Source organism: Pseudomonas sp. IT-347P (assembly GCF_949768005.1).
Lineage (GTDB): Bacteria > Pseudomonadota > Gammaproteobacteria > Pseudomonadales > Pseudomonadaceae > Aquipseudomonas.
In genome coordinates, this window is record NZ_CATKPQ010000022.1 from 670,925 (window position 1) to 691,666 (window position 20,742).

Below are 20,742 nucleotides of genomic sequence, written 5' to 3' on the forward strand. Positions count from 1 at the left end.
AATAGGGGAAGAGCTTGAAGGCTCTTCCCCTATTTATGACGTTTAACACCAAGCCCCACAAAGGTGAGGCCGGGTGACTGTCGGGGGTACTTAAGCCAAGGTGGCTTTAGCTTTCTCGACAATCGCAGCAAACGCCGCTTTTTCGTTCACTGCCAGATCAGCCAGAACCTTACGGTCGATCTCGATGGACGCTTTTTTCAGGCCAGCGATGAAACGGCTGTAGGACAGACCGTTAACACGAGCACCAGCGTTGATACGAGCGATCCACAGAGCGCGGAACTGACGTTTTTTCTGACGACGGTCACGGTAGGCGTATTGGCCTGCCTTGATTACCGCTTGCTTGGCAACACGGAATACGCGCGAGCGTGCGCCGTAGTAGCCTTTAGCAAGTTTCAGAATTTTTTTGTGACGTTTACGGGCAATGACGCCACGCTTTACACGAGCCATGAGTTACTTCCTCTATTCTTGACTAAAATTAACGAAGGCGCAGCATGCGCTCGACTTTTGCCACGTCAGACGGATGCAGCAAGCTGCTACCGCGCAGTTGACGCTTACGCTTGGTCGACATTTTAGTCAGGATGTGGCTCTTGAAAGCGTGCTTGTGCTTGATACCGTTAGCAGTTTTCAGAAACCGCTTAGCAGCACCACTTTTGGTTTTCATTTTTGGCATGTTCGGATACTCCGCATTCAGTTGATAAACATAATCAGAAGGCCTGCCGTGCCCTGTTGATTACTTCTTCTTTTTCGGGGCGATGACCATGATCAGCTGGCGTCCTTCCATCTTAGGATGCTGTTCGACCGAACCGTACTCGAGCAGGTCTTGTTCAACCCGCTTGAGGAGTTCCATCCCCAGCTCCTGGTGGGCCATCTCACGGCCGCGGAATCGCAAGGATACCTTGGCCCTGTCCCCATCACTCAGGAAACGTACCAGGTTGCGCAGTTTTACCTGGTAATCCCCTTCCTCCGTCCCTGGACGAAACTTGATTTCTTTTACCTGAATCTGCTTCTGGTTTTTCTTCGCCGCGGCAATCTGCTTCTTCTTTTCGAAGATCGACTTGCCGTAGTCCATCACGCGGCAAACCGGTGGGACTGCGTCTGCGGAGATTTCTACCAGATCAAGCTTTGCTTCTTCAGCAATACGAAGCGCTTCATCAATCGAGACGATGCCAATCTGCTCGCCATCAGCGCCAATTAACCGAACCTCGCGTGCCGAGATATTCTCGTTGATCGGGGCTTTCGGTGCAGCTCGTTTATCTTGTCTCATTTCACGCTTAATAATAATTACTCCGAATCTGGGCGACCACGCCGGGAAACCGCTTGCGCGAGAAACTCAGCGAACTGGGCGACGGGCATCGAGCCCAGGTCAGCACCTTCACGAGTACGCACAGCGACAGTCTGCATCTCGACTTCCTTATCTCCGATAACCAAAAGATAGGGAACCTTGAGCAAAGTATGCTCGCGGATTTTAAAGCCGATCTTTTCATTTCTCAAGTCGGACTTGGCACGAAATCCGCTTTCGTTGAGAGTTTTTTCTACTTCTGCAACAAAATCTGCCTGTTTATCAGTGATATTCATGATCACCGCCTGGGTTGGCGCCAACCAGGCAGGGAACGCACCTTCGTAGTGCTCGATCAGAATCCCGACGAAACGCTCGAAGGAACCGAGGATCGCGCGGTGCAACATCACAGGGTGTTTGCGGCTGTTGTCTTCTGAGACGTATTCAGCGCCCAAACGGACAGGCAGGTTAAAATCGAGCTGCAAGGTACCACACTGCCAGACACGACCGAGGCAATCTTTCAGCGAGAATTCGATCTTCGGACCGTAGAAGGCACCCTCGCCCGGCTGCAGATCGTACGGCAGGCCCGCAGAATCAAGGGCTGCAGCCAATGCAGCTTCAGCGCGATCCCACAGTTCGTCGGAGCCGACGCGTTTTTCCGGACGAGTGGACAGTTTCATCTCAACTTCGGTAAAGCCGAAATCGCGATAGACATCCATGGTCAGCTTGATGAACGCAGCGGATTCGGCCTGCATCTGCTCTTCGGTGCAGAAGATGTGGGCATCGTCCTGAGTGAACGCACGTACACGCATGATGCCGTGCAGCGCGCCCGACGGCTCGTTACGGTGGCAGGCACCGAACTCGGCCAGACGCATTGGCAGCTCGCGGTAGCTCTTCAGGCCCTGGTTGAACACCTGCACGTGGCATGGGCAGTTCATCGGCTTGATCGCGTAGTCGCGGTTTTCCGACTGCGTGGTGAACATGTTGTCGGCGTAGTTGGCCCAGTGCCCGGATTTCTCCCAGAGGCTGCGGTCAACGACTTGCGGGGTCTTGATCTCGAGGTAGCCATTGTCGCGCTGGATTTTGCGCATGTACTGCTCGAGCACCTGGTACAGAGTCCAGCCGTTCGGGTGCCAGAACACCATACCCGGAGACTCTTCCTGGGTGTGGAACAGGCCCAGACGCTTGCCGATCTTGCGGTGATCACGCTTTTCAGCTTCTTCGATGCGCTGGATATAAGCCGCCAGCTGCTTCTTGTCTGCCCAGGCAGTGCCGTAAACGCGCTGCAATTGCTCGTTCTTGGCGTCGCCGCGCCAGTAGGCACCGGACAGCTTGGTCAGCTTGAAGGATTTCAGAAAGCGCGTGTTCGGCACGTGCGGGCCACGGCACATGTCGACGTATTCTTCGTGATAGTACAGGCCCATGGCCTGCTCGTTCGGCATGTCCTCGACCAGACGCAGCTTGTAGTCTTCGCCGCGAGCCTTGAACACTTCGATCACTTCGGCGCGCGGAGTGACTTTCTTGATGACGTCGTAATCTTTCTCGATCAGCTGCTGCATGCGCTGTTCGATAGCGGCCATGTCGTCCGGAGTGAAAGGGCGTTCGAAGGCGATGTCGTAATAGAAGCCTTCATCGATGACCGGCCCGATGACCATCTTCGCAGTCGGGTACAGCTGCTTGACCGCGTGGCCAACCAGGTGAGCGCAAGAGTGGCGAATGATCTCCAGCCCCTCTTCATCCTTAGGCGTGATGATTTGCAGGGTCGCGTCGCTGCTGATGATGTCGCTGGCGTCGACCAGTTGGCCATTGACCTTGCCGGCGAGTGTGGCCTTGGCCAGGCCTGCACCAATGGATGCGGCGACCTCGGCTACGGAAACCGGGTGATCGAATGAACGTTGACTGCCGTCGGGAAGAGTAATAGTTGGCATGGCGCCTCCTCTCCTAGTGGTGACCCCTACCAAAGGTCACGTGGGTTGGGATGAGCCAGTACAAGATCCGATCCAGGCCATTCAATGACGAACGCCTGCCTTACAGCGGCAGGAGCCTTGCGGCCAACCGGAAAACCGAACCAGAGTGACTGGGATTCAAATCGAAATATTCGCACGCTGTCCGCTGCCGGGACTGAAGGTCATCCGGCGCCTGAGAACGCTTGAGCCCGGCATGCTAGCACAGATGAGCGGTCACTTATGCCTCTGTTTGATCAGAAGGCAAATCGTCTGTTTTTATGCCAGAGTGCTGAACTTGATCGGCCTTTCAGCCCTCAGATAACAAGACATTGACCCACAAGGAGCATCCTCGCATGCGTCTGAATACCCTGTTCGCCGTCGTCGCCCCTATCGTTATGCTGCTGCCGCTGAGCGCCCATGCCGACTGGCCGAAGGGCGAGCGTGAAAAATACATGGCGCAGTGCACCCAGGCGGCGACTCCGCAAATTGGTGCAGCTGCGGCCAAATCGCACTGCGCTTGCGGCGCTGATGCCATCAAGTCCTACCCAGCCAAAGACATTCAAGCGCTGATGGACAATAAGGCCACCCCTGAACTGCAGCAGAAAGCGCTGGGTCAGATTGCCAAATGCAAGGCAAATCCACCGGCGAAAAAGTGATTGAAGAAATCTTCTGACTCGGCTCAACGCCCCTGAAACGGGCTGAATTTGAGCCTTTTCGAACGATTTATGCAGGTTTTACAGGTTTTTTTATTGTCTTTACTTTCCGCGCAAAGCCTTTTAAACCGGGGCTTTCAGCGAAAACAGACAGCAAAGAAAACACGACTGATTGGCAAACAGCACGTCCGGGGGGCTACCAAAGCGAACATTTCGACTATGATACCCGGGTGTGCCCAGTTGGCCTGAGCAGCACAGTACTACTGAAAATATATGTTTCTTGGAGATACACCATGTCTAATCGCCAAACCGGCACCGTTAAATGGTTCAACGATGAAAAAGGCTTCGGCTTCATCACTCCTCAAGGTGGCGGTGACGACCTGTTCGTACACTTCAAAGCTATCGAATCCGACGGTTTCAAAAGCCTGAAAGAAGGCCAGACCGTCTCTTTCGTGGCTGAGAAAGGCCAAAAGGGTATGCAAGCTGCACAGGTTCGCGCAGAGTAATTTCTCGGCGAACTAAAAAAACCCCGTCCATGTGACGGGGTTTTTTATGCCTGCAACAAAAGCCTTCGCTAATCAGCCGCAGTTGACGCGAGTGATCACCAGGTTGTTGTCGGTATTCAGATTCAAGCGATCGGAGCGGTACTCGAGCGTGATCATGTCGTTCGGCTTGAGGAACCGGGCATTTTGCGCCCCGGCTTTGGCGCGCGCCTGCTCAAGCAACTCTGGCGAAGCTTTCTTGCCGATGGCGAATTCCGCCGCCGTTGCTTCACAGCGGCTGTGACCTGCTTCGGTCGCCGCAGATTCCTTTGCCGACTCGCTGGAGGTCGTGCTGCAACCGGCCAACAGAGCAACGGCCATAAGTGCACCCAGTGTCGCGAACTTCAAAGGCATGAAGCCTCCTTGTTTTCAAAATGGTTAAGCTGAGATCGTGCGACCGCCATTCCGGCGTTTGGTTTCACGGCCAAGGCCGTCCCCTGCCCCACGATCGGAAAAACGCCGAGTGTGCCTCAGCTGCACGCTGCACTTCATCAATCAATCGTGACTGAATATTAATGGCGCTCAGTAGACGTCGATGTAGTCATACGGCGGATTCGGCCAGTTGTCCTTCAACGCATTGAAGATCTGCATCACCCACACTTCATCGCTGGCCGCGACATTGCCCACGTAGCCCGATCCCTTCGCCCAGGTCTCCAGGCGAAACAGCAAACCGTCGATATCCTGCCCACCGGTAACGCCGGAGGAAATATAAGCGATGCCGCCCTTGGTCACGCGCAGTTGCGTGTGTTCGTCATCACTGGCCGAAGCGAGCAATTGGCGCACCGCGTCGAGCGTGAGGCCGTCAGGGGTATTCAAGTCGATCTGCACAACACGATCCTTGGAAAGCCGTAAAAGACCAAGTGTCGCATAGCGCTCCGTTCATGCCTAAGTCGCAGTGCCAAACGCCGGACAAAATGGTTAACTCGCTCTCAGACATTCCCGACTTTTCGAGCGCACTCATGAGCACCGTAAGCATCACCGCCGACATCAAAGTCCTGTGGCCGAAGGGGCACAGTTCGTACAGCCCGGGCAGTTCGGAGGAGCTGGCACTGATCAGCATCGACCTGCTGGTCAAGACCATGGGAACACAAGGCGCACAAACGTTTATCGCGCAGGTGTTCGAGCGGTATCAGCATGACCATAAAGCCACGCCGGATACCGAGAGAGAATAAAACCCGCAGACTGGCATCTGCGGGTTTTGGCCTTACTTCAAACGCTTCAGACGCTCGGTCAACAGATCAAAGAAGCCTTGCGCGTCGCCGTTTTCCACCCAGAAAGCGTTTTTCGGCGCTTTCAGGCCGTCGTACCAATCGACGATGGTCTGACCGAAAGTCGGCCCTTCACGGCTGTCCACCACGACATTCACCGAGCGACCGGTGAACAGTTCCGGCTTGAGCAGATAGGCAACAACGGTAGCGTCATGCACCGGACCACCCGGAATACCGTAGTGTTCCATATCGCCTTTGATGTACTCGTTAAGAATGTCGCCGACAATCTTGCTCGCGTTGTTGTTCAGCGCAGCGATCTGCTTGAGGCGTGCATCACTGGTGAGAATCTTGTGGGTCACGTCCAGCGGCAGGTAGGTCAGTTTGACGCCGCTTTTCAGGACCACTTCAGCCGCTTGCGGGTCAGCAAACAGGTTGAATTCGGCCACCGGCGTAATGTTGCCACCGTTGAAGTGGGCACCGCCCATGATCACCACTTCCTTGATGCCCTGAACAATTTCAGGTTCCTGGATCAGTGCGAGCGCCAGGTTGGTCTGCGGACCGAGCATGGCGATAGTGATGCTGTGCGGCTTGGCTTTTTTCAGGGTGTCGATCAGAAAGTTGACGGCATTGCCTTCAGCCAGACCCTTTTTTGGTTCATGCACAGTGACACCCGACAGGCCTTCCTTGCCATGGATGTTCTCGGCATAGATCGGCGTGCGCATCAGCGGCTTCGGCGCACCGGCGTAAACCGGTACATCTTCGCGCCCTGCCCACTCGCGGGCCAGACGTGCGTTGCGCGAAGTCTTGTCGAGGCGCACGTTGCCGGCCACAGTGGTCAGAGCGCGAATGTTCAGTTCCTCAGGCGAGGCCAGTGCGAACAGCAAGGCAACCACATCATCTGCACCCGGGTCGGTGTCGATGATCAGGTCGATCTTCTCCGCCGCGTGGGCGCCGGTGGCAGTTATTACGGACAAAAGCAGCAAACTCCGGATGAATTGATGCAGTTTCTGAGCATAGCGTTGCATGGCGCATTCCTTGTGCATGTGAAATCGAAAAATCAGAACGTAACCCCGGCAACCAGGACGATGTTGCAGTACGGCTGACATTCGCCTGTACGAACAATCGCCCGCGCCTGTCGGCTGAGAACCTTGAATTGCTCGTGACTGAGCAGATCGCGACGACCCAGAGCGCCTTCTCCATTCAACTGCTCCAGCGTATTCAACGCGGCCGGTTGTTTGTCGAAGATTTCCTTGGCCAATGCATGGCTTTCCACCTGCATCTCACTGAGCACGACTTTCAGGGTACTGATGAAGTCCGGGACGCCGTGGGTCAGCGCCAGATCGATCAGCTCGACACCCGGCGGCACCGGCAGCCCGGCGTCACCAATGACCACCATGTCGCCGTGGCCCAAAGAAGCAATCAGTCGCGATAGTGCGACGTTGAGCAGAGGAGTCTTTTTCATGCGGGTTTAAAAGCCTGTACGTCGGATAGGGTTGGGATGGACGGTTGCGCCCCGGCGCGGGTTACCGACAACGCAGCGGCGATCTGTCCGAAACGAATCGCCTCGGCCTCGGACTTGCCATTGGCCAGTGCAGCGGCGAAGCCACCCACGAAGGTGTCGCCTGCCGCCGTGGTGTCGACAGCCTGCACTTTCGGCGCTGGGAAATGCTCGAAGCTTTGGCCATTGGCAAACAGCGAGCCTTGAGCACCGAGCGTAATGATGACTTTACCCGCCCCCATGGTTATCAGTTGACTGGCCGCTTTTTCTGCTGTTCCCAGCGAGTCCACCGGCAACCCGCTCAACACGGTCGCTTCGCTCTCGTTGGGGATCAGGTAGTCGATTGTGGCAAACCAGTCTGCCGGCAATGGACGACTGGCCGGCGCCGGATTAAGGATGACGATTTTACCCAGTGCGCGCGCACGCTTGAGCGCGTGGCCCACCGTGGCATCCGGGATTTCGAGCTGGCAGATGATCACGTCGGCGGCTTGCAGCACTGCATCAAACCGGTCGATCACGGCGGGCGTCATGGCGCCGTTGGCGCCGGCGACGATGACAATGGCGTTCTGACTGTTGTCATCGACCACGATCAACGCCACACCACTGGAATCTTCGACCGTGCTCACAGCCTGGCAACCGATCTGTTCGGCCAGCAGGGCGTCACGCAACTGCACCCCATAGTCGTCGCTGCCAACGCAGCCGACCATCGAAACCTGTGCGCCCAATCGCGCTGCGGCCACCGCCTGATTGGCGCCCTTGCCGCCGGAAACCGTGGCAAATGAATGACCGATCAGCGTTTCACCGCCTACAGGCAGACGCGGTGCTCGGGTCACCAGATCCATGTTCAGACTGCCTATTACCACTACATTTGCTGGCATACATCATTACTCGTCAATTCGGTTTCAGCGGTATTCGGTGAACACGCCGGACAACGGTGCGGTCGATTCGCGCAAGACAATACTCGGGGTCACGATCCGTTGATCAGTGCCCAGGTTCGGCGTAGCGATCCTGCGCAGCAGCACCTCGGCCGCCATCTCACCCAGTTGCAGGATCGATTGGCCCACGGTGGTGAGAGCTGGATAAACATAACGGCTCATCTGGATATCGTCGAAACCGATCACCGACAGCTCACTCGGCACGCGAACATTTCGCTCCGCCGCCGCACGCAGCACACCAATGCCGATCATGTCGTTACCGGCAAAGATCGCGCTCGGCGGATTGTGCTCAAGCAGAATCGCCGCTGCGTTGTAGCCGCCAGTACTGGTGAAATCACTTTCCAGCATGCGCTCCTGTCGAACCTCAATGCCCGCCTCTTTCAGCGCCCGGCAATATCCGGCCAGACGCATCTGCGCAACACTGGTGCTGACCGGGCCGCCGATGGTGGCAATGTCGCGGTGTCCCAGTTCCAGCAAGTGCCGGGTGGCGAGATAAGCGCCGTATTCGTGGTCGATGCGCACCAGATCGGCATCGACACCGTCCAGACCACGGTCGACGATGACCATCGGCGTTTTTACGCCAGCCAGCCCCTGCGCCAGACCGCTGTCACCGCCAGCGGAAGCAACGATCAACCCGTCGATGCGCTTCTCCAGCAAAACGCGCAAATAGCTGCGCTGCTTGTCGGGGTTGTCATCGGAATTGCAGAGGATCACGCAGTAGCCGTTACGCTCGCAATAATCCTCGATACCCCGCGCCAGCTCTGCGAAGTACGGGTTGAGGCTGTTCGGCACCAGCAGGCCGATGGTTGCAGTGGTCTTGGCTTTCAATGAACGCGCCACCGCACTCGGCACATAGTCGAGGCTCTTGATCGCCGCCTCGACTTTCAGCCGCACTTCCTGACTGACCGGCCGAGTGTTGTTCACCACATGCGACACCGTCGTGTAGGAAATCCCCGCGAGGGCTGCCACGTCCTTGATCGTTGCCATGTCTTAGCCCCGGCGACTGGCGCGCTGACTGCGATAAGTGTCGAGCACCACCGCGATCACGATAACGGCGCCGGTGATGATTCGTTTGGTCGGTTCGGTCGCACCAATCTGCGCCAGCCCCGCCGCCAGCACGGAGATGATCAACACACCAAAGAACGTGCTGATCACCGAGCCGCGCCCGCCCATCAGGCTGGTGCCGCCGATGACCACAGCAGCGATCACCTGCAGCTCCAGACCGGAACCGGCATTGGGATCAGCAGCTTCCAGACGGGAAATCTGAAACAGCGCGGCGATACCCGCCAGCAGGCCCATCAGACTGAATACCAGGATTTTGTAGGGTTTCGGATTGATCCCCGCAAGCCGTACGGCCTCTTCGTTGGTGCCGATGCCGATCAGGTAGCGACCAAACACCGTCCGAGTCAACACCGCCTGGGCGATGAAAATCACCAGCAAGGCAATGATGAACGACGGCGAAATGCCGAACGCGATCGGGTTCGACAACCAGGCGAATGAGTCACCGATGTACGCGGTGCGCGATCCGGTCATCTGATACGCCAGCCCCCGAGCCATTTCCAGCACACCGAGAGAGACGATGAACGATGGGATCCGCCAGGCCACCGTGATCGAACCGGTGACGGTGCCGGCCAGTGCCGCCACCGCCATGCCAAGCAGGGCCGACGGCAACACGCCCCAGCCCCAGCCGAGAATCGCAACGCTGACCGTTGAAGCGGCCAGTGCGAGTACCGAGCCAACCGACAGGTCAATGCCGCCGATGATCAACACGAAGGTCATGCCGACCGCCAGTACCATCAGATCAGGAATCTGGTTGGCCAGCGTACTGAAAGTGTTATAGGACAAAAAGTGGCTGCTCAAGACCGAGAACAGCGCAATCATCGCCAGCAAGGCACCGGCCAGGCCCAGATAGGTGCCCAGACCGTAGAAGTTGCCACCACGTTTGCCGGCAGGAGATGCAGTTTTCATGGGAGATCCCTAGGCGCCGCTTCATTGAGCAACGCATCACGTTTTTGGTAGCCGGCGAATGCGGCGGCAAGCAAATCATCCTGGGTCCAACTGTCGCGCTCGAAGGTGTCGATCAGTCGCCCGGCGGACAGCACGCCGATCCGGTCGCAGATCAGCATCAATTCACGCAGGTCACTGGACACCACCACCAGCGCCTTGCCCTGGCGCGTCAGCTCACCCAGCAAGGCATAAATGTCGAATTTGGCGCCGACGTCGATGCCACGGGTCGGCTCGTCGAACAGCAACACCGAACAGTCGCGTTCCAGCCAGCGGCCGATCACGACCTTCTGCTGATTACCACCGGACAACTCGGAAACCAATTGCGTCGGGCTCGAACTGCGGATGCGCATGGCGTCGATCTGACGCTGCGCCAATGCGATTTCGTCGCCGTTGTTGACGACACCGCCACTGGAAATCTCCGGCATGTTGCCGAGTGCGATGTTGGCGCTGATCGACTGACTGAGCAGCAGGCCTTCACCTTTGCGATCTTCGGTAATCAAAGCAATGCCGTTGCGCACGGCGTCGACGGGCGAGCGCACGCTGACCACTTTGGCCGGCGAACCGAGCGCAATGGTGCCGCTGTCGGCAACGTCCGCGCCGAAAATCAGGCGCAGCAACTCCGTGCGCCCTGCCCCGATCAACCCGGAAATCCCGAAGATCTCGCCGGCGCGCACTTCAAATGAAACGTCGCGCACTTTATCGGAACGGGTCAGGCCTTTGATCGTCAGCGCTGGAGCGCCAATCTTGCGCGGCCCCATGTCGATATGTTCACCCAGCTCGCGACCGACCATCAACGTGACCAGTTGCTCGCTGTTGTAATTGGCCATCGGCTCGACGCAGACCAGATTGCCGTCACGCAGCACGGCAATCCGTTGCGCGACCCGGGCAAGTTCTTCGAGTCGGTGGGAAATGTAGATGATCGAGACGCCGCGCGCCTGCAAGCGGGTGATCTGCTCAAAGAGCATTTCGACTTCACGTGCGGTGAGCATCGCAGTCGGCTCATCGAGAATCAGCACATGGCAATCGCCGATCAGGTTGCGGGCGATTTCAACCATCTGCTGATGCCCGATCCCCAGTTCGCCGACCAGCGTATCCGGATCAATCGCGTCGAGGCCGACTTGAGCCATCGCTTCGACCGCGGCCTTGCGCAATTGCTTGCGGCTGATCCAGCCGCCATTGCTTGGCAGGTTGTCGAGAAACAGGTTCTCCGCCACCGACAGGGTCGGCAACAGATTGAGTTCTTGCATGACCATCCGCACACCAAGCTCTTCGGCCTGGGTACGACTGCCCGGACGATAGTCCTTGCCGTGAAATTGCATCTGGCCGGTGGTCGGCGTGACCAGGCCGCCAATGATCTTCGACAGGGTACTTTTGCCGGCACCATTCTCGCCGGTCAGCGCCAGCACTTCACCGCGCATCAGCGTCAGATCGATGCCGGTGAGCACCGGTTGCGCATAGGTCTTACCGATACCGCTGACCGAGAGGACAGCGTTCGGGGCGGAAACTGACATAAAAACTCTCCATGCGCTCGCCCGGACGGACGAGCGCCGTTGTGTCGCCAGAAGACTTACTTGGTGACCAGCTCGACCGGTGTTTCGATCACGCCATTGGCGCCGCTGTCGACTTTCTCGCCCTTGATGATTTTCAGCGCGGTTTCGATGCCGAACACAGCTTGCTTGGCCGCGAACTGGTCAGCTGTCGCCAACACGCGACCGTCCTTCAACATTGGCTTGATCGCATTGATGTTGTCGTAACCGACCACCTGAACCTGACCTGCCTTACCGGCGGCACGCACGGCAGAAACAGCCCCTACAGCCATGCTGTCGTTACCGGCCAGCAGTGCTTTGACCTCCGGGTATTCGCTGAGAATCGAAGCGGCAACCTTGTTGCCCTTGTCGATTTCCCAGTCACCGGATTGCAGGGAAACGATCTTGATCTGTGCAGCGTCCATCGCATCCTTGAAGCCAGCGGTACGTTGCTGGGCGTTGGTGGTCGTGGACACACCTTCAATGATGCCGACCTCGTCACCAGCCTTGAGCTGCTTGGCCAGGTACTCACCGACCAGACGCGCACCTTTACGGTTGTCCGGGCCTACGAATGGCACGCTGATATTTTTGCTTTTGACGATGGCGGGATCGAGCTGGTTATCGATGTTGATCACAGTGATACCGGCATCAACGGCTTTCTTGATCACCGGCACCATGGCCTTGGAGTCGGAAGGCGCGATGACCAGTGCATTGACCTTGGCCAGGATCATCTGTTCGACGATGCGGGTCTGGCCGGCAGTATCGGTTTCATCCTTGATGCCGTTGGAGATCAGGTCGAAATCGGCGGAGTGTTCTTTCTGGTAGGCCTTGGCGCCATCTTCCATGGTCAGGAAGAATTCGTTGGCCAGAGACTTCATGACCAGCGCGACTTTGGGTTTTTCGGCGGATTCGGCGAATGCCGAGGAGACAGGTAGTGCGGCGGCTGTGGCAGCCAGCATAGCGACAGCAAGAAGACGTCCAGCGAATGGCAGCTTCATGGGTTCACTCCGATCTTATGATTATTGTGAGCAACGCTTGCGCTGGCGTAAGCTACATCGCTTTCTTCCGGGCCATACAATGCCGGGAGAGCCGCGCAAACGTTTGCGTAGACCGAACTATGCGAATCCCGCCGACATTTGTCAACAATCAGAAATCGTCATTTGTTGTAGGGCGAATCGTCCGACTCGCCCCTTCGCTGCTTATGCCGTGGTGCTGACCAAATTGCCGCTGGTGGCACTTTTGGACATTTCCTTTACCAAAGCACCCGCCACTTCTGCCATCGCGGCGCTGGTTTGCGCGATCTGCCCCTGAATGGACATGACCGCCTGCGATTTCGCTTCGGGCGTCGGATAGGTTTTAGCTTGTGCCGCTGCCAGTTGCTGTTGCTGTTCCTGAAGTTGCTTCTGCAATTCCTGCATGCGCTTGAGCAGCGTCTTGACGGTAACGCTCAGATTACTGCCGCTTTCAGCCTTGCTGTCTTCTGGCGCAGCACCACCGGTTCTGACCTGATTGCTCTCTTTCTCGGTGCCGAGCGCCTCGGTTGAAGCATCCGCTTCCGCCTCGCTCATGGCATTGATAGTCGCTGCGGTTTTGCCGCCGATCGTGACCGCACCAGGATTTGAAAAACCGACCGTCAGTGACATGTGAACTCCCTAAAATTCAGTTTCCTTGAACACCCATCGGCCCGCGCGTGGGTTTCTTTAGCAGAAAAACCGAAACCGGCAACCCGAATCACTCGACAAAAGCAGTAGTCCCTTTCGGAGAGCCGAACACGAAAGCGTCCAATGTTCGGAAACCCGGATAAACGATTCGTGCCGCGATTCGCCAACTCATAAAATCTTGATTTAAATCATCGAGTTAAACATTTCTCTGACGCAAAGTACGGCTGGTACAGATCCTGCTCCCTTCACCGCACTCCGGGCATCCAGATCGGCCTGGGGTGCATCTAGATGAACCTGCATCAGCACCGTCTCACTACTAGAGAGAAAAATAATGAAATCTGCTTTCAACACTTTGGTTCCGGGCGCTTTGGCCCTCCTCCTGCTCCTGCCCACCGCCCTTCAGGCAAAAGAAGTCGAAACCCAGACCAAACTCGCGAACGTTGTGGTACTTGCCACGGGCGGCACCATCGCCGGTGCTGGCGCTAGTGCTGCCAACAGCGCCACCTATCAGGCGGCCAAGGTCGGCGTCGAACAATTGATCGCCGGCATTCCCGAACTGAGCAAACTGGCGAACGTGCGTGGCGAACAAGTCATGCAGATTGCCTCGGAAAGCATCACCAACGAAAATCTGCTGCAGTTGGGTCGTCGCGTGGCCGAACTGGCCGACAGCAAAGACGTCGACGGTATCGTCATCACCCACGGCACCGACACCCTGGAAGAAACCGCTTACTTCCTCAACCTGGTGGAAAAAACCGACAAGCCGATCATCGTGGTCGGCTCGATGCGTCCGGGCACCGCCATGTCTGCAGACGGCATGCTCAACCTGTACAACGCCGTGGCCGTGGCCAGCAGCAAAGAAGCGCACGGCAAAGGCGTACTGGTGACCATGAACGATGAAATCCAGTCCGGTCGCGACGTCAGCAAAATGATCAACATCAAGACCGAGGCGTTCAAAAGTGCCTGGGGCCCACTGGGCATGGTGGTTGAAGGCAAATCCTACTGGTTCCGCTTGCCAGCCAAGCGTCACACCATGGATTCGGAATTCGACATTAAAAACATCAAGAGTCTTCCTGACGTAGAAATCGCTTATTCCTACGGCAACGTCAGCGATACAGCCTACAAGGCTCTCGCCCAATCCGGTGCCAAGGCGATTATCCATGCCGGTACTGGCAACGGCTCGGTATCCTCCCGCGTGGTACCGACCCTGCAAGCGCTGCGCAAGGACGGCGTACAGATCATTCGTTCGTCGCATGTCAACGCTGGCGGTTTCGTTCTGCGTAACGCTGAACAACCAGACGACAAATACGACTGGGTTGTCGCTCACGACTTGAACCCGCAGAAAGCCCGCATCCTGGCAATGGTCGCCCTGACCAAAACCAACGACAGCAAAGAACTGCAACGGATGTTCTGGGAATACTGATGGACTTTCGCCCGGTCAACTCTTGATTGGGTAGCCTGCGCCACTCGCCCTTTGGGCGGGTGGCGTGTCGCTTACAGCACTCTCGCACTTTTCCTACAAAAAACTCGACACGACCTACACCAAAATCCGAAAACCGCTGTCAGAGGATTTTCTTGAATTTTAAGCAGTTGCGAAAATGCCTACAGTTAAATACTGTATGCACATACAGCTTAATAAGGATAACCTCGTGGCCACTTCCCTGGATGCTCCTGACGCTTACGAACGCATGGGCATGCGCGTTCAGAAAATCATCAATTCCCCCACCGCACAGAAAGCCAAAGCGGCACTGATCTTTCGCCTTCCGGACGAGCCAATGAACGAGTGGGAGCGCTTGCTCGAGGAAATCGACGAGAACGACAACGTCACCCTCGCCTACCGCGACGACGGTGGCGTGCAGATTTTTTGGGTTGTGCCGAAGGAAGATTGATTCAATGAGTGTCCGCTGTTTTGCTTTGTTGCTGTTGTTTTTCGCCATGGGTGCCCAGGCTGGCGCACCCCGCACCTTTACCGAAGCCAAGAAGGCCGCCTGGAAACTTTATGCGCCGCAATCCACGGAGTTTTATTGCGGGTGCAAGTACACCGGCAACAAGGTTGACCTGAAAGCCTGCGGATACGTACCGCGAAAGAATGCCAAGCGCGCGTCACGCATCGAGTGGGAACACATTGTTCCCGCCTGGCAGTTTGGTCATCAACGTCAATGCTGGCAGGAAGGCGGACGCAAGAACTGCACACGTTACGACCCAAGCTATCAGAAGGCTGAAGCCGATCTGCACAACCTGGTACCGAGCATTGGCGAGGTCAATGGCGATCGCAGCAACTTCAGCTACGGCTGGCTGCCCGTGCAGTCCGGGCAATACGGTTCATGTCTGACCCAGGTCGACTTCAAGGCAAAGAAGGTCATGCCTCGCCCATCGATTCGCGGCATGATCGCCCGCACCTATTTCTACATGAGCAAGCAGTACGGCTTGCGCCTGTCGAAACAGGATCGGCAATTGTATGAAGCGTGGGACAAGACCTACCCGGTGCAAGACTGGGAGCGTCAGCGCAATCAGAGTGTGGCGTGCGTGATGGGGCGCGGCAACGAGTTTGTCGGCCCGGTGAATATGAAAGCCTGCGGTTGATTGCAGTGCAGATAACAAAAGGCCTCGAACGCGTTGTTCGAGGCCTTTTTATTTGTGCTCAGTCGGCCGCCTTGTTGTGCCGCCAGTAGCCCATCAAATTCAGTGACTCACGAGGTAAGCCACATTCTTTGATCAAATATCTGCGCAAGCTCATCACGGCTGCGGATTCGCCAGCAATCCAGCCGTAAAACCCTTCCGTGGCGATATCGGCGATTTCCCAGAGGATGTCGTTTTCGATGTCGACGTCAGCCAATTCAATCGCTTGTCCCGCTGAAGACGCATGAACCGGCAGAGTCGCCGCCCGCACCGCTTCAACCATCAGCGCTCCCGCAGTTTTTTCGCTCGCCTGATCCCGCACAAGCCACTGCACCGACAGCCCTGGCCAATCTGGAACGGCAAGCATGTCCTGAGCGCTGTCCACTTCAAAAAATGCCTGGGTTTGCGGTGGCGCGGTGAGCAACGCCAACTCATCCAGAATGCCCATGGCCGCCGGCAGCGCCGTCGCATCTGCAACGAGCAAAAGTTGTTTGAGCGTTTGCGGTGGCTTCCACTCGAAACCGCCGGCCTCCTTCGCCAAAAAATGGCGATTGGGCGCAAGGATCTGCAACGAATCCCCTGGTTGCGAACGTAGCGCCCAACGCGATGCCGGGCCCGTCTCGCCGTGCAGGACAAAATCAATATCAACCTCGCCTTGCTCTGCGCGCAGATGCCGAATGGTGTACGTGCGCATGGCAGGACGTCGGTCGGCCAGCATCGCGCGGAAACGAGCGTACCAACCGTCCTCTTGGAAGAGCTTCGGGTGAGAACCATTGGCCGCAGGAAAAAACAGTTTCACCCGCTGATCCGGCGCCCAGGTGGCCATTTCACGGACTGGAGGGCCGACCAGCGTGATCCGCATCATGTGCGGACTCAACTGTGTTTTTCGATGCAAGGTCACATCGAACAATGTGTAAGGACTGGCGGCGGCCATGGGGAACTCCTTCTGGAAATCATCAGCGACGCAATGGAAACGAGTCGCGCTTGAAAGCCTTTAGGAGATTCCGCCGACCGGATCGTTTATGGCGTGAGCGGATGCTCGACCAGCACCGACTCAACGTTCTGTTTCTTGGCCTTCACCAACGCCGCATCCACTTGCACTTTGCGCGCCTCGGCTTCAGCCTGAGAGTTGAATGGACCAATCAGAATTCGCGTTTTGCCGCTGCTGTCCTTGATCACCGTAGGCACGAAAGCGTGCTCGATCAACCAGCCACTCAGGTCGCTGACAGCCTGTGGAGTTTCGCCACGCACTTCGAGATCCCATTGTGGGGCTGCGGCCGCCGCCGGCGCCGTTACGGCAGCCGATTGTGGCTTTGGTGCGTCTACATTCTTGCCTTCACCACACCCTGCCAATACCAGTGCCGCGACTACCCAAACCAATTTGCGCACAACGCTTTCCTCGAAATTCTCAAAGCCGCGATCTTATCATTCATAAATACTTCGCGAGCCCCGCAAAATGGGCACAAAACAACGAGATTGATGCTTGCAGCCTCTGTATAGTTACGCCCTGGGAATTAATGCCGCTTCTGCGCGTCAGAAAGAGGCACCCAAACCGTGAGACTTCAAACTAATCTATACGTACCACCGACCTCTGCACTGTCTGAATCAGGTGCCCTACAAAGCAATCAAGGAGAAGACCATGCTGATACTCACCCGCAAAGTCGGTGAAAGCATAAACATTGGTGATGACATCACGATCACCATTCTGGGCGTAAGCGGCCAACAGGTCCGCATTGGCATCAACGCTCCGAAAAACGTTGCAGTGCACCGTGAAGAGATTTATCAGCGCATTCAGGCTGGCCTGACCGCCCCGGACAAGCCTCAAACCCCCTGAGCCAAATCGCAAGTCAGTAGCCAGTCCGTTTACCTTGTGGAATGACTGGCTAGAGATTCACGCGCCGTTTTGCCATCCGCTCCCCGCCTCGCTGGGTACGGCGCCTGACACACCCGCCCTCTTCCATTTAAGCGGTCGCTGTCCTCTCCCCTGTTGCCGCCCGATACTACCTGCCATTCCCAAACCTGACTGTCGGACGTTTCCGATAGAACACAGGGAATTCGCGCTCCTAACCAAACGTCACGCCACGCGCCATACCTGTGGCAGCGATGACCATCAGTACCAACAATAACGCTTCGACGTGACTGATACGTGCGAACAGCATTGATCGTCCGGTGTCGGGTACCGCGCCCCGCGCCTTGGCAATCCGCCATTTGATCAGCGTGATCATCGGCGCAAGTTCAATTAGCAGAATCAGCACGAACAGCGTCATCTTCAAATGGAACAGCGGCTGATGAAGATAATAGTCAGCGCCTTTTTCATAGCCGCCAAAGGCACGCAGTGCGCCCGTGATCAACAAAATCAGCGCGCAAATCCCCCAAATATTATCGGCCAGCAAAACCCGTCCGGCGTCTCCCGTCCCGGCTGCCAGACGGCTGAGCGCCGTACCACGCATCAGCACTGCCCAAAAGCCCAAGGCAAAAGCGAGTAAATGAATAGCTGCAAGAGACCAGTTGACCAGCATCGATACACTCCATCAGAAGAGTTGAAAATCGGCCAGTCAGTAGTAGTCGAAAAGGTGGGGATTTTCCTGCGGGAGAGAGGCACTGGCGCTCACGAGAGCACGTGGGGAGAATTCGACGCGGCAAAGCCAAATCGCAGGCAAAAAAAATCCCAAGCAGCTGATGGAAGCTTGGGATTTAAAAATGCATAAACCGTGGTGGTGAACGCGGGGCGAATGTTACTTAATTCCACGAACAGTAACAACGTTTTTTTGATAACCGGCTGGTTAGTAACACTCGTAACCTGTTCAATATCCACACTTTTCCAAAGGGCGCTGGTGACGAACGGCGATTCCTCAGGCGGCGTCAACAAGGCGCGCGAGTTAGAGGGTTCTACAAAATCGCAGACAACAAAAAGCGCCTGCCTTTCGGTGAGCCCTTCTAGACAGACCCAGGATAGCCGTCGTCCCACCACGAATGGGTCTTGCCATCGAACACTCGGTGGTGGATCGTCCAGGCCATGGCTATCTGGCCGGCCGCTCCTTCACCGCGAGCCTCCCCCGCAGAGGGCGGGCAAGGATGTCGCGGTCGTCATCGGTTACAGGCATGTCTTTTCTCCGGGCAAAAAAATACCCGCTCGATGGCGGGTATTGAATACGGCTTTTGGCCATTGTTTTTATGGCTGAGGCGCAAACCTAGCGATACAATTCGCCGATTAAAATATGGCTTGGATGCGAAAATGCTTGGGATCTACCGTTTTGGATTAGCCGCGCTAGTGGTTGTCGCGCACCTGACTGAAGGTCGCCAATTCTTCGAACATTGGGGTATTTTTGCGGTATTCGGATTCTATTTGATCTCCGGGTACCTAATGACAATTGTCTTAAATGAGGCGTACTCTTTCAACTTGCCATCATTTGCGAAAAACCGGTTCCTGCGACTTTTTCCCATATATTACGTTGCAGCAATAATAACAATTATTGCAATGGTCATGATTCCTGGGGCTCAGGAATATCATAACGCCTGGACATTCACCGGCAGAGCCATAGACGTAATAGGTAACCTATTCATTTTCCCATTCGAGTTTTATGACGCTTCCTTCAGGCTGATCCCGCCTGCTTGGTCGGTAGGCGTGGAGCTAATAAACTACTTCGTGTTGTGGCTATTTGTTGCCAGAAGCAAAAAACTGGCAGTCATCACAGTCCTCGCGACGCTGGTCTATCATGCTGCTACTTTTGCCATGGACATGGATTGGACCAAACGTTACTTCCCGTTCTATGCTGCGCTCTTGCCGTTCTCAATGGGAGCATGCATTTACTTCTTCAAAGACTTCGCGAAAAAAATCGCTCCCGCCATGCTTCACACGATTGCAGGGGCATCTGTTCTGATCGGAGCAGCAAACCTTCTTGCCTGCGGGTTATTCTCTGGTCTCGCCTTCAAGAGCTTCAACCTGTTCTTCTATGTAAACCTAATTTGTATGGCAAGTTTTATTTACTGCGTCGCAAACTCCAGCCTACAAAAGACTTTCAAGCGTTCAGGAAAGTTGCTCGGTGACCTCGCCTACCCCATGTTCCTACTACACCGAGTAGTCGGTTTCATAATGAGTTATCTGGTGTTAGATGGGCAACGTCGAGGCCTGAGCCTCGTTGCTGTATCCATCATCCCGATACTGCTTCTTTCTTATGGCTTGGCTTGGTCAGCAAACAAATGGCTGGAGCCGGTGAGAAATGTTATTAGACGCCAAGCAAAAACAGCCAATCCATCAGCATCCGCTGAGGCGTTGTAGCCCTTCTCTAAGTGAAGCCAGCCTCAGGAAGGGGTGACCAATCAGGCGTAACTGGCCACCCTGCACGCTCGGGAGTTTTCCCCAGTGCACTACGGCACTTCTTCCAGACTTGGCCGGGAAGCCACCGAACGGCAGCGGGTTGCCTTCGCCGAAGCGCGGGATGCAGCCCTTGCCCAGCGTGGCGTCGCATTGGTCCAGCTCAGGGTCGTTGTGGCCTGCCGGCCGATCGACTCGGTGCCCACATCGCCCGGGCCGGCCAGCTCCCAACTGACGCTCTCCCCGTCCTCGTTCGTTTTCTGGTCGATGTACCAGACCCCAATCGTCTCCCGGTTAGATCTGCCGTCGGATTGCCGACTGGGAAGTTCGCCGCGTCGAGGTAGCTGCCGAGCGTGTGACGCATCGTCAGCTTGAACTCAAGCAGATCCTTGACCGCCAGACAGAGCTCGGTGACGTTGCCCACCGATAAAGTGGGCGGGACATGCGGACGAGAAGATGACCAAGCCCTGTCAGGAAGGACACAGCGACAAGACGATCGACTATGTTGAGGTGAGCGCCGAACTGGCGTTCTGAAGCGGGGGTTTTGCAAAAGTTTTGC

The 20,742-nt window shown here is 56.2% G+C and carries 26 protein-coding genes and 2 pseudogenes; 8 read left to right on the forward strand and 20 right to left on the reverse strand.

From position 1 onward, the window contains the following. Positions 1 to 90: 90 nt before the first annotated feature. The 4 genes from rplT to thrS are packed head-to-tail and all read right to left on the reverse strand — an operon-like array spanning position 91 to position 3,204. Positions 91 to 447, reverse strand: a complete 357-nt coding sequence (gene rplT / locus ACM6IV_RS11825; RefSeq protein ID WP_002553161.1) for a 50S ribosomal protein L20 — start codon at positions 445 to 447, stop codon at positions 91 to 93. Positions 448 to 475: 28 nt separating this feature from the next. Next, a complete protein-coding gene (gene rpmI, locus ACM6IV_RS11830; protein WP_002553160.1) occupies positions 476 to 670 on the reverse strand; it encodes a 50S ribosomal protein L35 in 195 nt (64 codons plus the stop codon). A gap of 60 nt (positions 671 to 730) precedes the next feature. Continuing rightward, the gene (infC, locus tag ACM6IV_RS11835; protein ID WP_169432615.1) at positions 731 to 1,282 is read right to left on the reverse strand and encodes a translation initiation factor IF-3; all 552 of its coding nucleotides are present in this window, start codon (positions 1,280 to 1,282) and stop codon (positions 731 to 733) included. Beyond that, positions 1,282 to 3,204, reverse strand: coding sequence for a threonine--tRNA ligase (thrS, locus tag ACM6IV_RS11840; protein ID WP_414870126.1), 1,923 nt, complete (start codon positions 3,202 to 3,204; stop codon positions 1,282 to 1,284). The genes infC and thrS overlap by 1 nt, the downstream gene beginning before the upstream one ends. A 371-nt stretch (positions 3,205 to 3,575) precedes the next feature. Here thrS and ACM6IV_RS11845 point away from each other — a divergent pair, with 371 nt between their 5' ends. Both ACM6IV_RS11845 and ACM6IV_RS11850 read left to right on the forward strand, forming a co-directional pair. After that, on the forward strand, positions 3,576 to 3,878 hold the full coding sequence (locus tag ACM6IV_RS11845; RefSeq protein WP_414870127.1) for a hypothetical protein: 303 nt from the start codon (positions 3,576 to 3,578) through the stop codon (positions 3,876 to 3,878). Between the two features lie 290 nt (positions 3,879 to 4,168). Next, the gene (locus ACM6IV_RS11850) at positions 4,169 to 4,381 is read left to right on the forward strand and encodes a cold-shock protein (protein WP_007905882.1); all 213 of its coding nucleotides are present in this window, start codon (positions 4,169 to 4,171) and stop codon (positions 4,379 to 4,381) included. 72 nt (positions 4,382 to 4,453) lie between these two features. On the opposite strand, the gene ACM6IV_RS11855 is transcribed toward ACM6IV_RS11850, so the two are convergent. Both ACM6IV_RS11855 and ACM6IV_RS11860 read right to left on the reverse strand, forming a co-directional pair. Then, a complete protein-coding gene (locus ACM6IV_RS11855) occupies positions 4,454 to 4,771 on the reverse strand; it encodes an I78 family peptidase inhibitor (protein WP_414870128.1) in 318 nt (105 codons plus the stop codon). A gap of 168 nt (positions 4,772 to 4,939) precedes the next feature. Beyond that, positions 4,940 to 5,245: a hypothetical protein gene (locus ACM6IV_RS11860; RefSeq protein WP_007913485.1), complete on the reverse strand. Its 306-nt coding sequence runs from the start codon at positions 5,243 to 5,245 to the stop codon at positions 4,940 to 4,942. A 131-nt stretch (positions 5,246 to 5,376) separates the two neighbouring features. Between ACM6IV_RS11860 and ACM6IV_RS11865 the strand changes: the two genes are divergently transcribed. Further along, entirely contained in the window at positions 5,377 to 5,589 is a 213-nt protein-coding gene (locus tag ACM6IV_RS11865; RefSeq protein ID WP_414870129.1) for a hypothetical protein, read from the forward strand. 32 nt (positions 5,590 to 5,621) lie between these two features. On the opposite strand, the gene ACM6IV_RS11870 is transcribed toward ACM6IV_RS11865, so the two are convergent. The 8 genes from ACM6IV_RS11870 to ACM6IV_RS11905 all read right to left on the reverse strand — a co-directional run bounded on the left by ACM6IV_RS11870 (position 5,622) and on the right by ACM6IV_RS11905 (position 13,234). Continuing rightward, positions 5,622 to 6,650 carry a nucleoside hydrolase gene (locus ACM6IV_RS11870; protein ID WP_414870130.1) on the reverse strand — a complete coding sequence of 343 codons (1,029 nt, stop codon included), beginning with the start codon at positions 6,648 to 6,650 and terminating at the stop codon, positions 5,622 to 5,624. 32 nt (positions 6,651 to 6,682) lie between these two features. Continuing rightward, positions 6,683 to 7,087, reverse strand: a complete 405-nt coding sequence (rbsD, locus tag ACM6IV_RS11875) for a D-ribose pyranase (RefSeq protein WP_414870131.1) — start codon at positions 7,085 to 7,087, stop codon at positions 6,683 to 6,685. Further along, positions 7,084 to 8,001 carry a ribokinase gene (gene rbsK, locus ACM6IV_RS11880; RefSeq protein ID WP_414870132.1) on the reverse strand — a complete coding sequence of 306 codons (918 nt, stop codon included), beginning with the start codon at positions 7,999 to 8,001 and terminating at the stop codon, positions 7,084 to 7,086. Before rbsK ends, rbsD begins: the two co-directional genes overlap by 4 nt. Positions 8,002 to 8,025: 24 nt before the next feature. Further along, positions 8,026 to 9,045 carry a LacI family DNA-binding transcriptional regulator gene (locus ACM6IV_RS11885; protein WP_414870133.1) on the reverse strand — a complete coding sequence of 340 codons (1,020 nt, stop codon included), beginning with the start codon at positions 9,043 to 9,045 and terminating at the stop codon, positions 8,026 to 8,028. A 3-nt stretch (positions 9,046 to 9,048) separates the two neighbouring features. Beyond that, the gene (locus ACM6IV_RS11890) at positions 9,049 to 10,026 is read right to left on the reverse strand and encodes an ABC transporter permease (RefSeq protein WP_414870134.1); all 978 of its coding nucleotides are present in this window, start codon (positions 10,024 to 10,026) and stop codon (positions 9,049 to 9,051) included. Continuing rightward, the gene (locus ACM6IV_RS11895) at positions 10,023 to 11,576 is read right to left on the reverse strand and encodes a sugar ABC transporter ATP-binding protein (RefSeq protein ID WP_414870135.1); all 1,554 of its coding nucleotides are present in this window, start codon (positions 11,574 to 11,576) and stop codon (positions 10,023 to 10,025) included. Before ACM6IV_RS11895 ends, ACM6IV_RS11890 begins: the two co-directional genes overlap by 4 nt. A 56-nt stretch (positions 11,577 to 11,632) precedes the next feature. Beyond that, a complete protein-coding gene (locus ACM6IV_RS11900) occupies positions 11,633 to 12,589 on the reverse strand; it encodes a sugar ABC transporter substrate-binding protein (protein ID WP_414870136.1) in 957 nt (318 codons plus the stop codon). Between the two features lie 201 nt (positions 12,590 to 12,790). Then, entirely contained in the window at positions 12,791 to 13,234 is a 444-nt protein-coding gene (locus tag ACM6IV_RS11905) for a hypothetical protein (protein ID WP_414870137.1), read from the reverse strand. 349 nt (positions 13,235 to 13,583) lie between these two features. Here ACM6IV_RS11905 and ACM6IV_RS11910 point away from each other — a divergent pair, with 349 nt between their 5' ends. From ACM6IV_RS11910 to ACM6IV_RS11920, 3 genes are all read left to right on the forward strand, one after another. Beyond that, the gene (locus tag ACM6IV_RS11910; protein ID WP_093432129.1) at positions 13,584 to 14,672 is read left to right on the forward strand and encodes an asparaginase; all 1,089 of its coding nucleotides are present in this window, start codon (positions 13,584 to 13,586) and stop codon (positions 14,670 to 14,672) included. Between the two features lie 196 nt (positions 14,673 to 14,868). Continuing rightward, positions 14,869 to 15,138 (forward strand): DUF1654 domain-containing protein, encoded by a 270-nt coding sequence (locus ACM6IV_RS11915; RefSeq protein ID WP_414870138.1) that lies wholly within the window; start codon positions 14,869 to 14,871, stop codon positions 15,136 to 15,138. A gap of 4 nt (positions 15,139 to 15,142) precedes the next feature. Then, positions 15,143 to 15,832, forward strand: coding sequence for an endonuclease (locus ACM6IV_RS11920; RefSeq protein WP_414870139.1), 690 nt, complete (start codon positions 15,143 to 15,145; stop codon positions 15,830 to 15,832). Between the two features lie 58 nt (positions 15,833 to 15,890). Here ACM6IV_RS11920 and ACM6IV_RS11925 read toward each other — a convergent pair whose 3' ends face one another. Then, positions 15,891 to 16,802 (reverse strand): siderophore-interacting protein, encoded by a 912-nt coding sequence (locus ACM6IV_RS11925; RefSeq protein ID WP_414870140.1) that lies wholly within the window; start codon positions 16,800 to 16,802, stop codon positions 15,891 to 15,893. Positions 16,803 to 16,888: 86 nt separating this feature from the next. After that, positions 16,889 to 17,257 carry an SPOR domain-containing protein gene (locus ACM6IV_RS11930; RefSeq protein ID WP_414870141.1) on the reverse strand — a complete coding sequence of 123 codons (369 nt, stop codon included), beginning with the start codon at positions 17,255 to 17,257 and terminating at the stop codon, positions 16,889 to 16,891. A 250-nt stretch (positions 17,258 to 17,507) separates the two neighbouring features. Here ACM6IV_RS11930 and csrA point away from each other — a divergent pair, with 250 nt between their 5' ends. Further along, positions 17,508 to 17,702 carry a carbon storage regulator CsrA gene (csrA, locus tag ACM6IV_RS11935; RefSeq protein WP_003179932.1) on the forward strand — a complete coding sequence of 65 codons (195 nt, stop codon included), beginning with the start codon at positions 17,508 to 17,510 and terminating at the stop codon, positions 17,700 to 17,702. A 229-nt stretch (positions 17,703 to 17,931) separates the two neighbouring features. Here csrA and ACM6IV_RS11940 read toward each other — a convergent pair whose 3' ends face one another. The 3 genes and pseudogenes from ACM6IV_RS11940 to ACM6IV_RS11950 all read right to left on the reverse strand — a co-directional run. After that, on the reverse strand, positions 17,932 to 18,387 hold the full coding sequence (locus ACM6IV_RS11940) for a DUF2214 family protein (RefSeq protein ID WP_414870142.1): 456 nt from the start codon (positions 18,385 to 18,387) through the stop codon (positions 17,932 to 17,934). Between the two features lie 89 nt (positions 18,388 to 18,476). Further along, complete coding sequence (locus ACM6IV_RS11945; RefSeq protein WP_414870143.1) at positions 18,477 to 18,839, reverse strand: hypothetical protein; 363 nt, start codon at positions 18,837 to 18,839, stop codon at positions 18,477 to 18,479. After that, a pseudogene (locus ACM6IV_RS11950) lies at positions 18,815 to 18,972 on the reverse strand (cell wall hydrolase); the annotation flags it as partial. The gene ACM6IV_RS11945 and the pseudogene ACM6IV_RS11950, both read right to left, overlap by 25 nt. Before the next feature lie 131 nt (positions 18,973 to 19,103). Between ACM6IV_RS11950 and ACM6IV_RS11955 the strand changes: the two are divergent. Beyond that, positions 19,104 to 20,147 (forward strand): acyltransferase family protein, encoded by a 1,044-nt coding sequence (locus tag ACM6IV_RS11955; protein WP_414870262.1) that lies wholly within the window; start codon positions 19,104 to 19,106, stop codon positions 20,145 to 20,147. Here the strand turns inward: ACM6IV_RS11955 and ACM6IV_RS11960 are convergent. Then, positions 20,124 to 20,625: pseudogene (locus tag ACM6IV_RS11960) on the reverse strand (hypothetical protein); the annotation flags it as partial. The gene ACM6IV_RS11955 and the pseudogene ACM6IV_RS11960 overlap by 24 nt on opposite strands. Between the last annotated feature and the right edge of the window lie 117 nt (positions 20,626 to 20,742).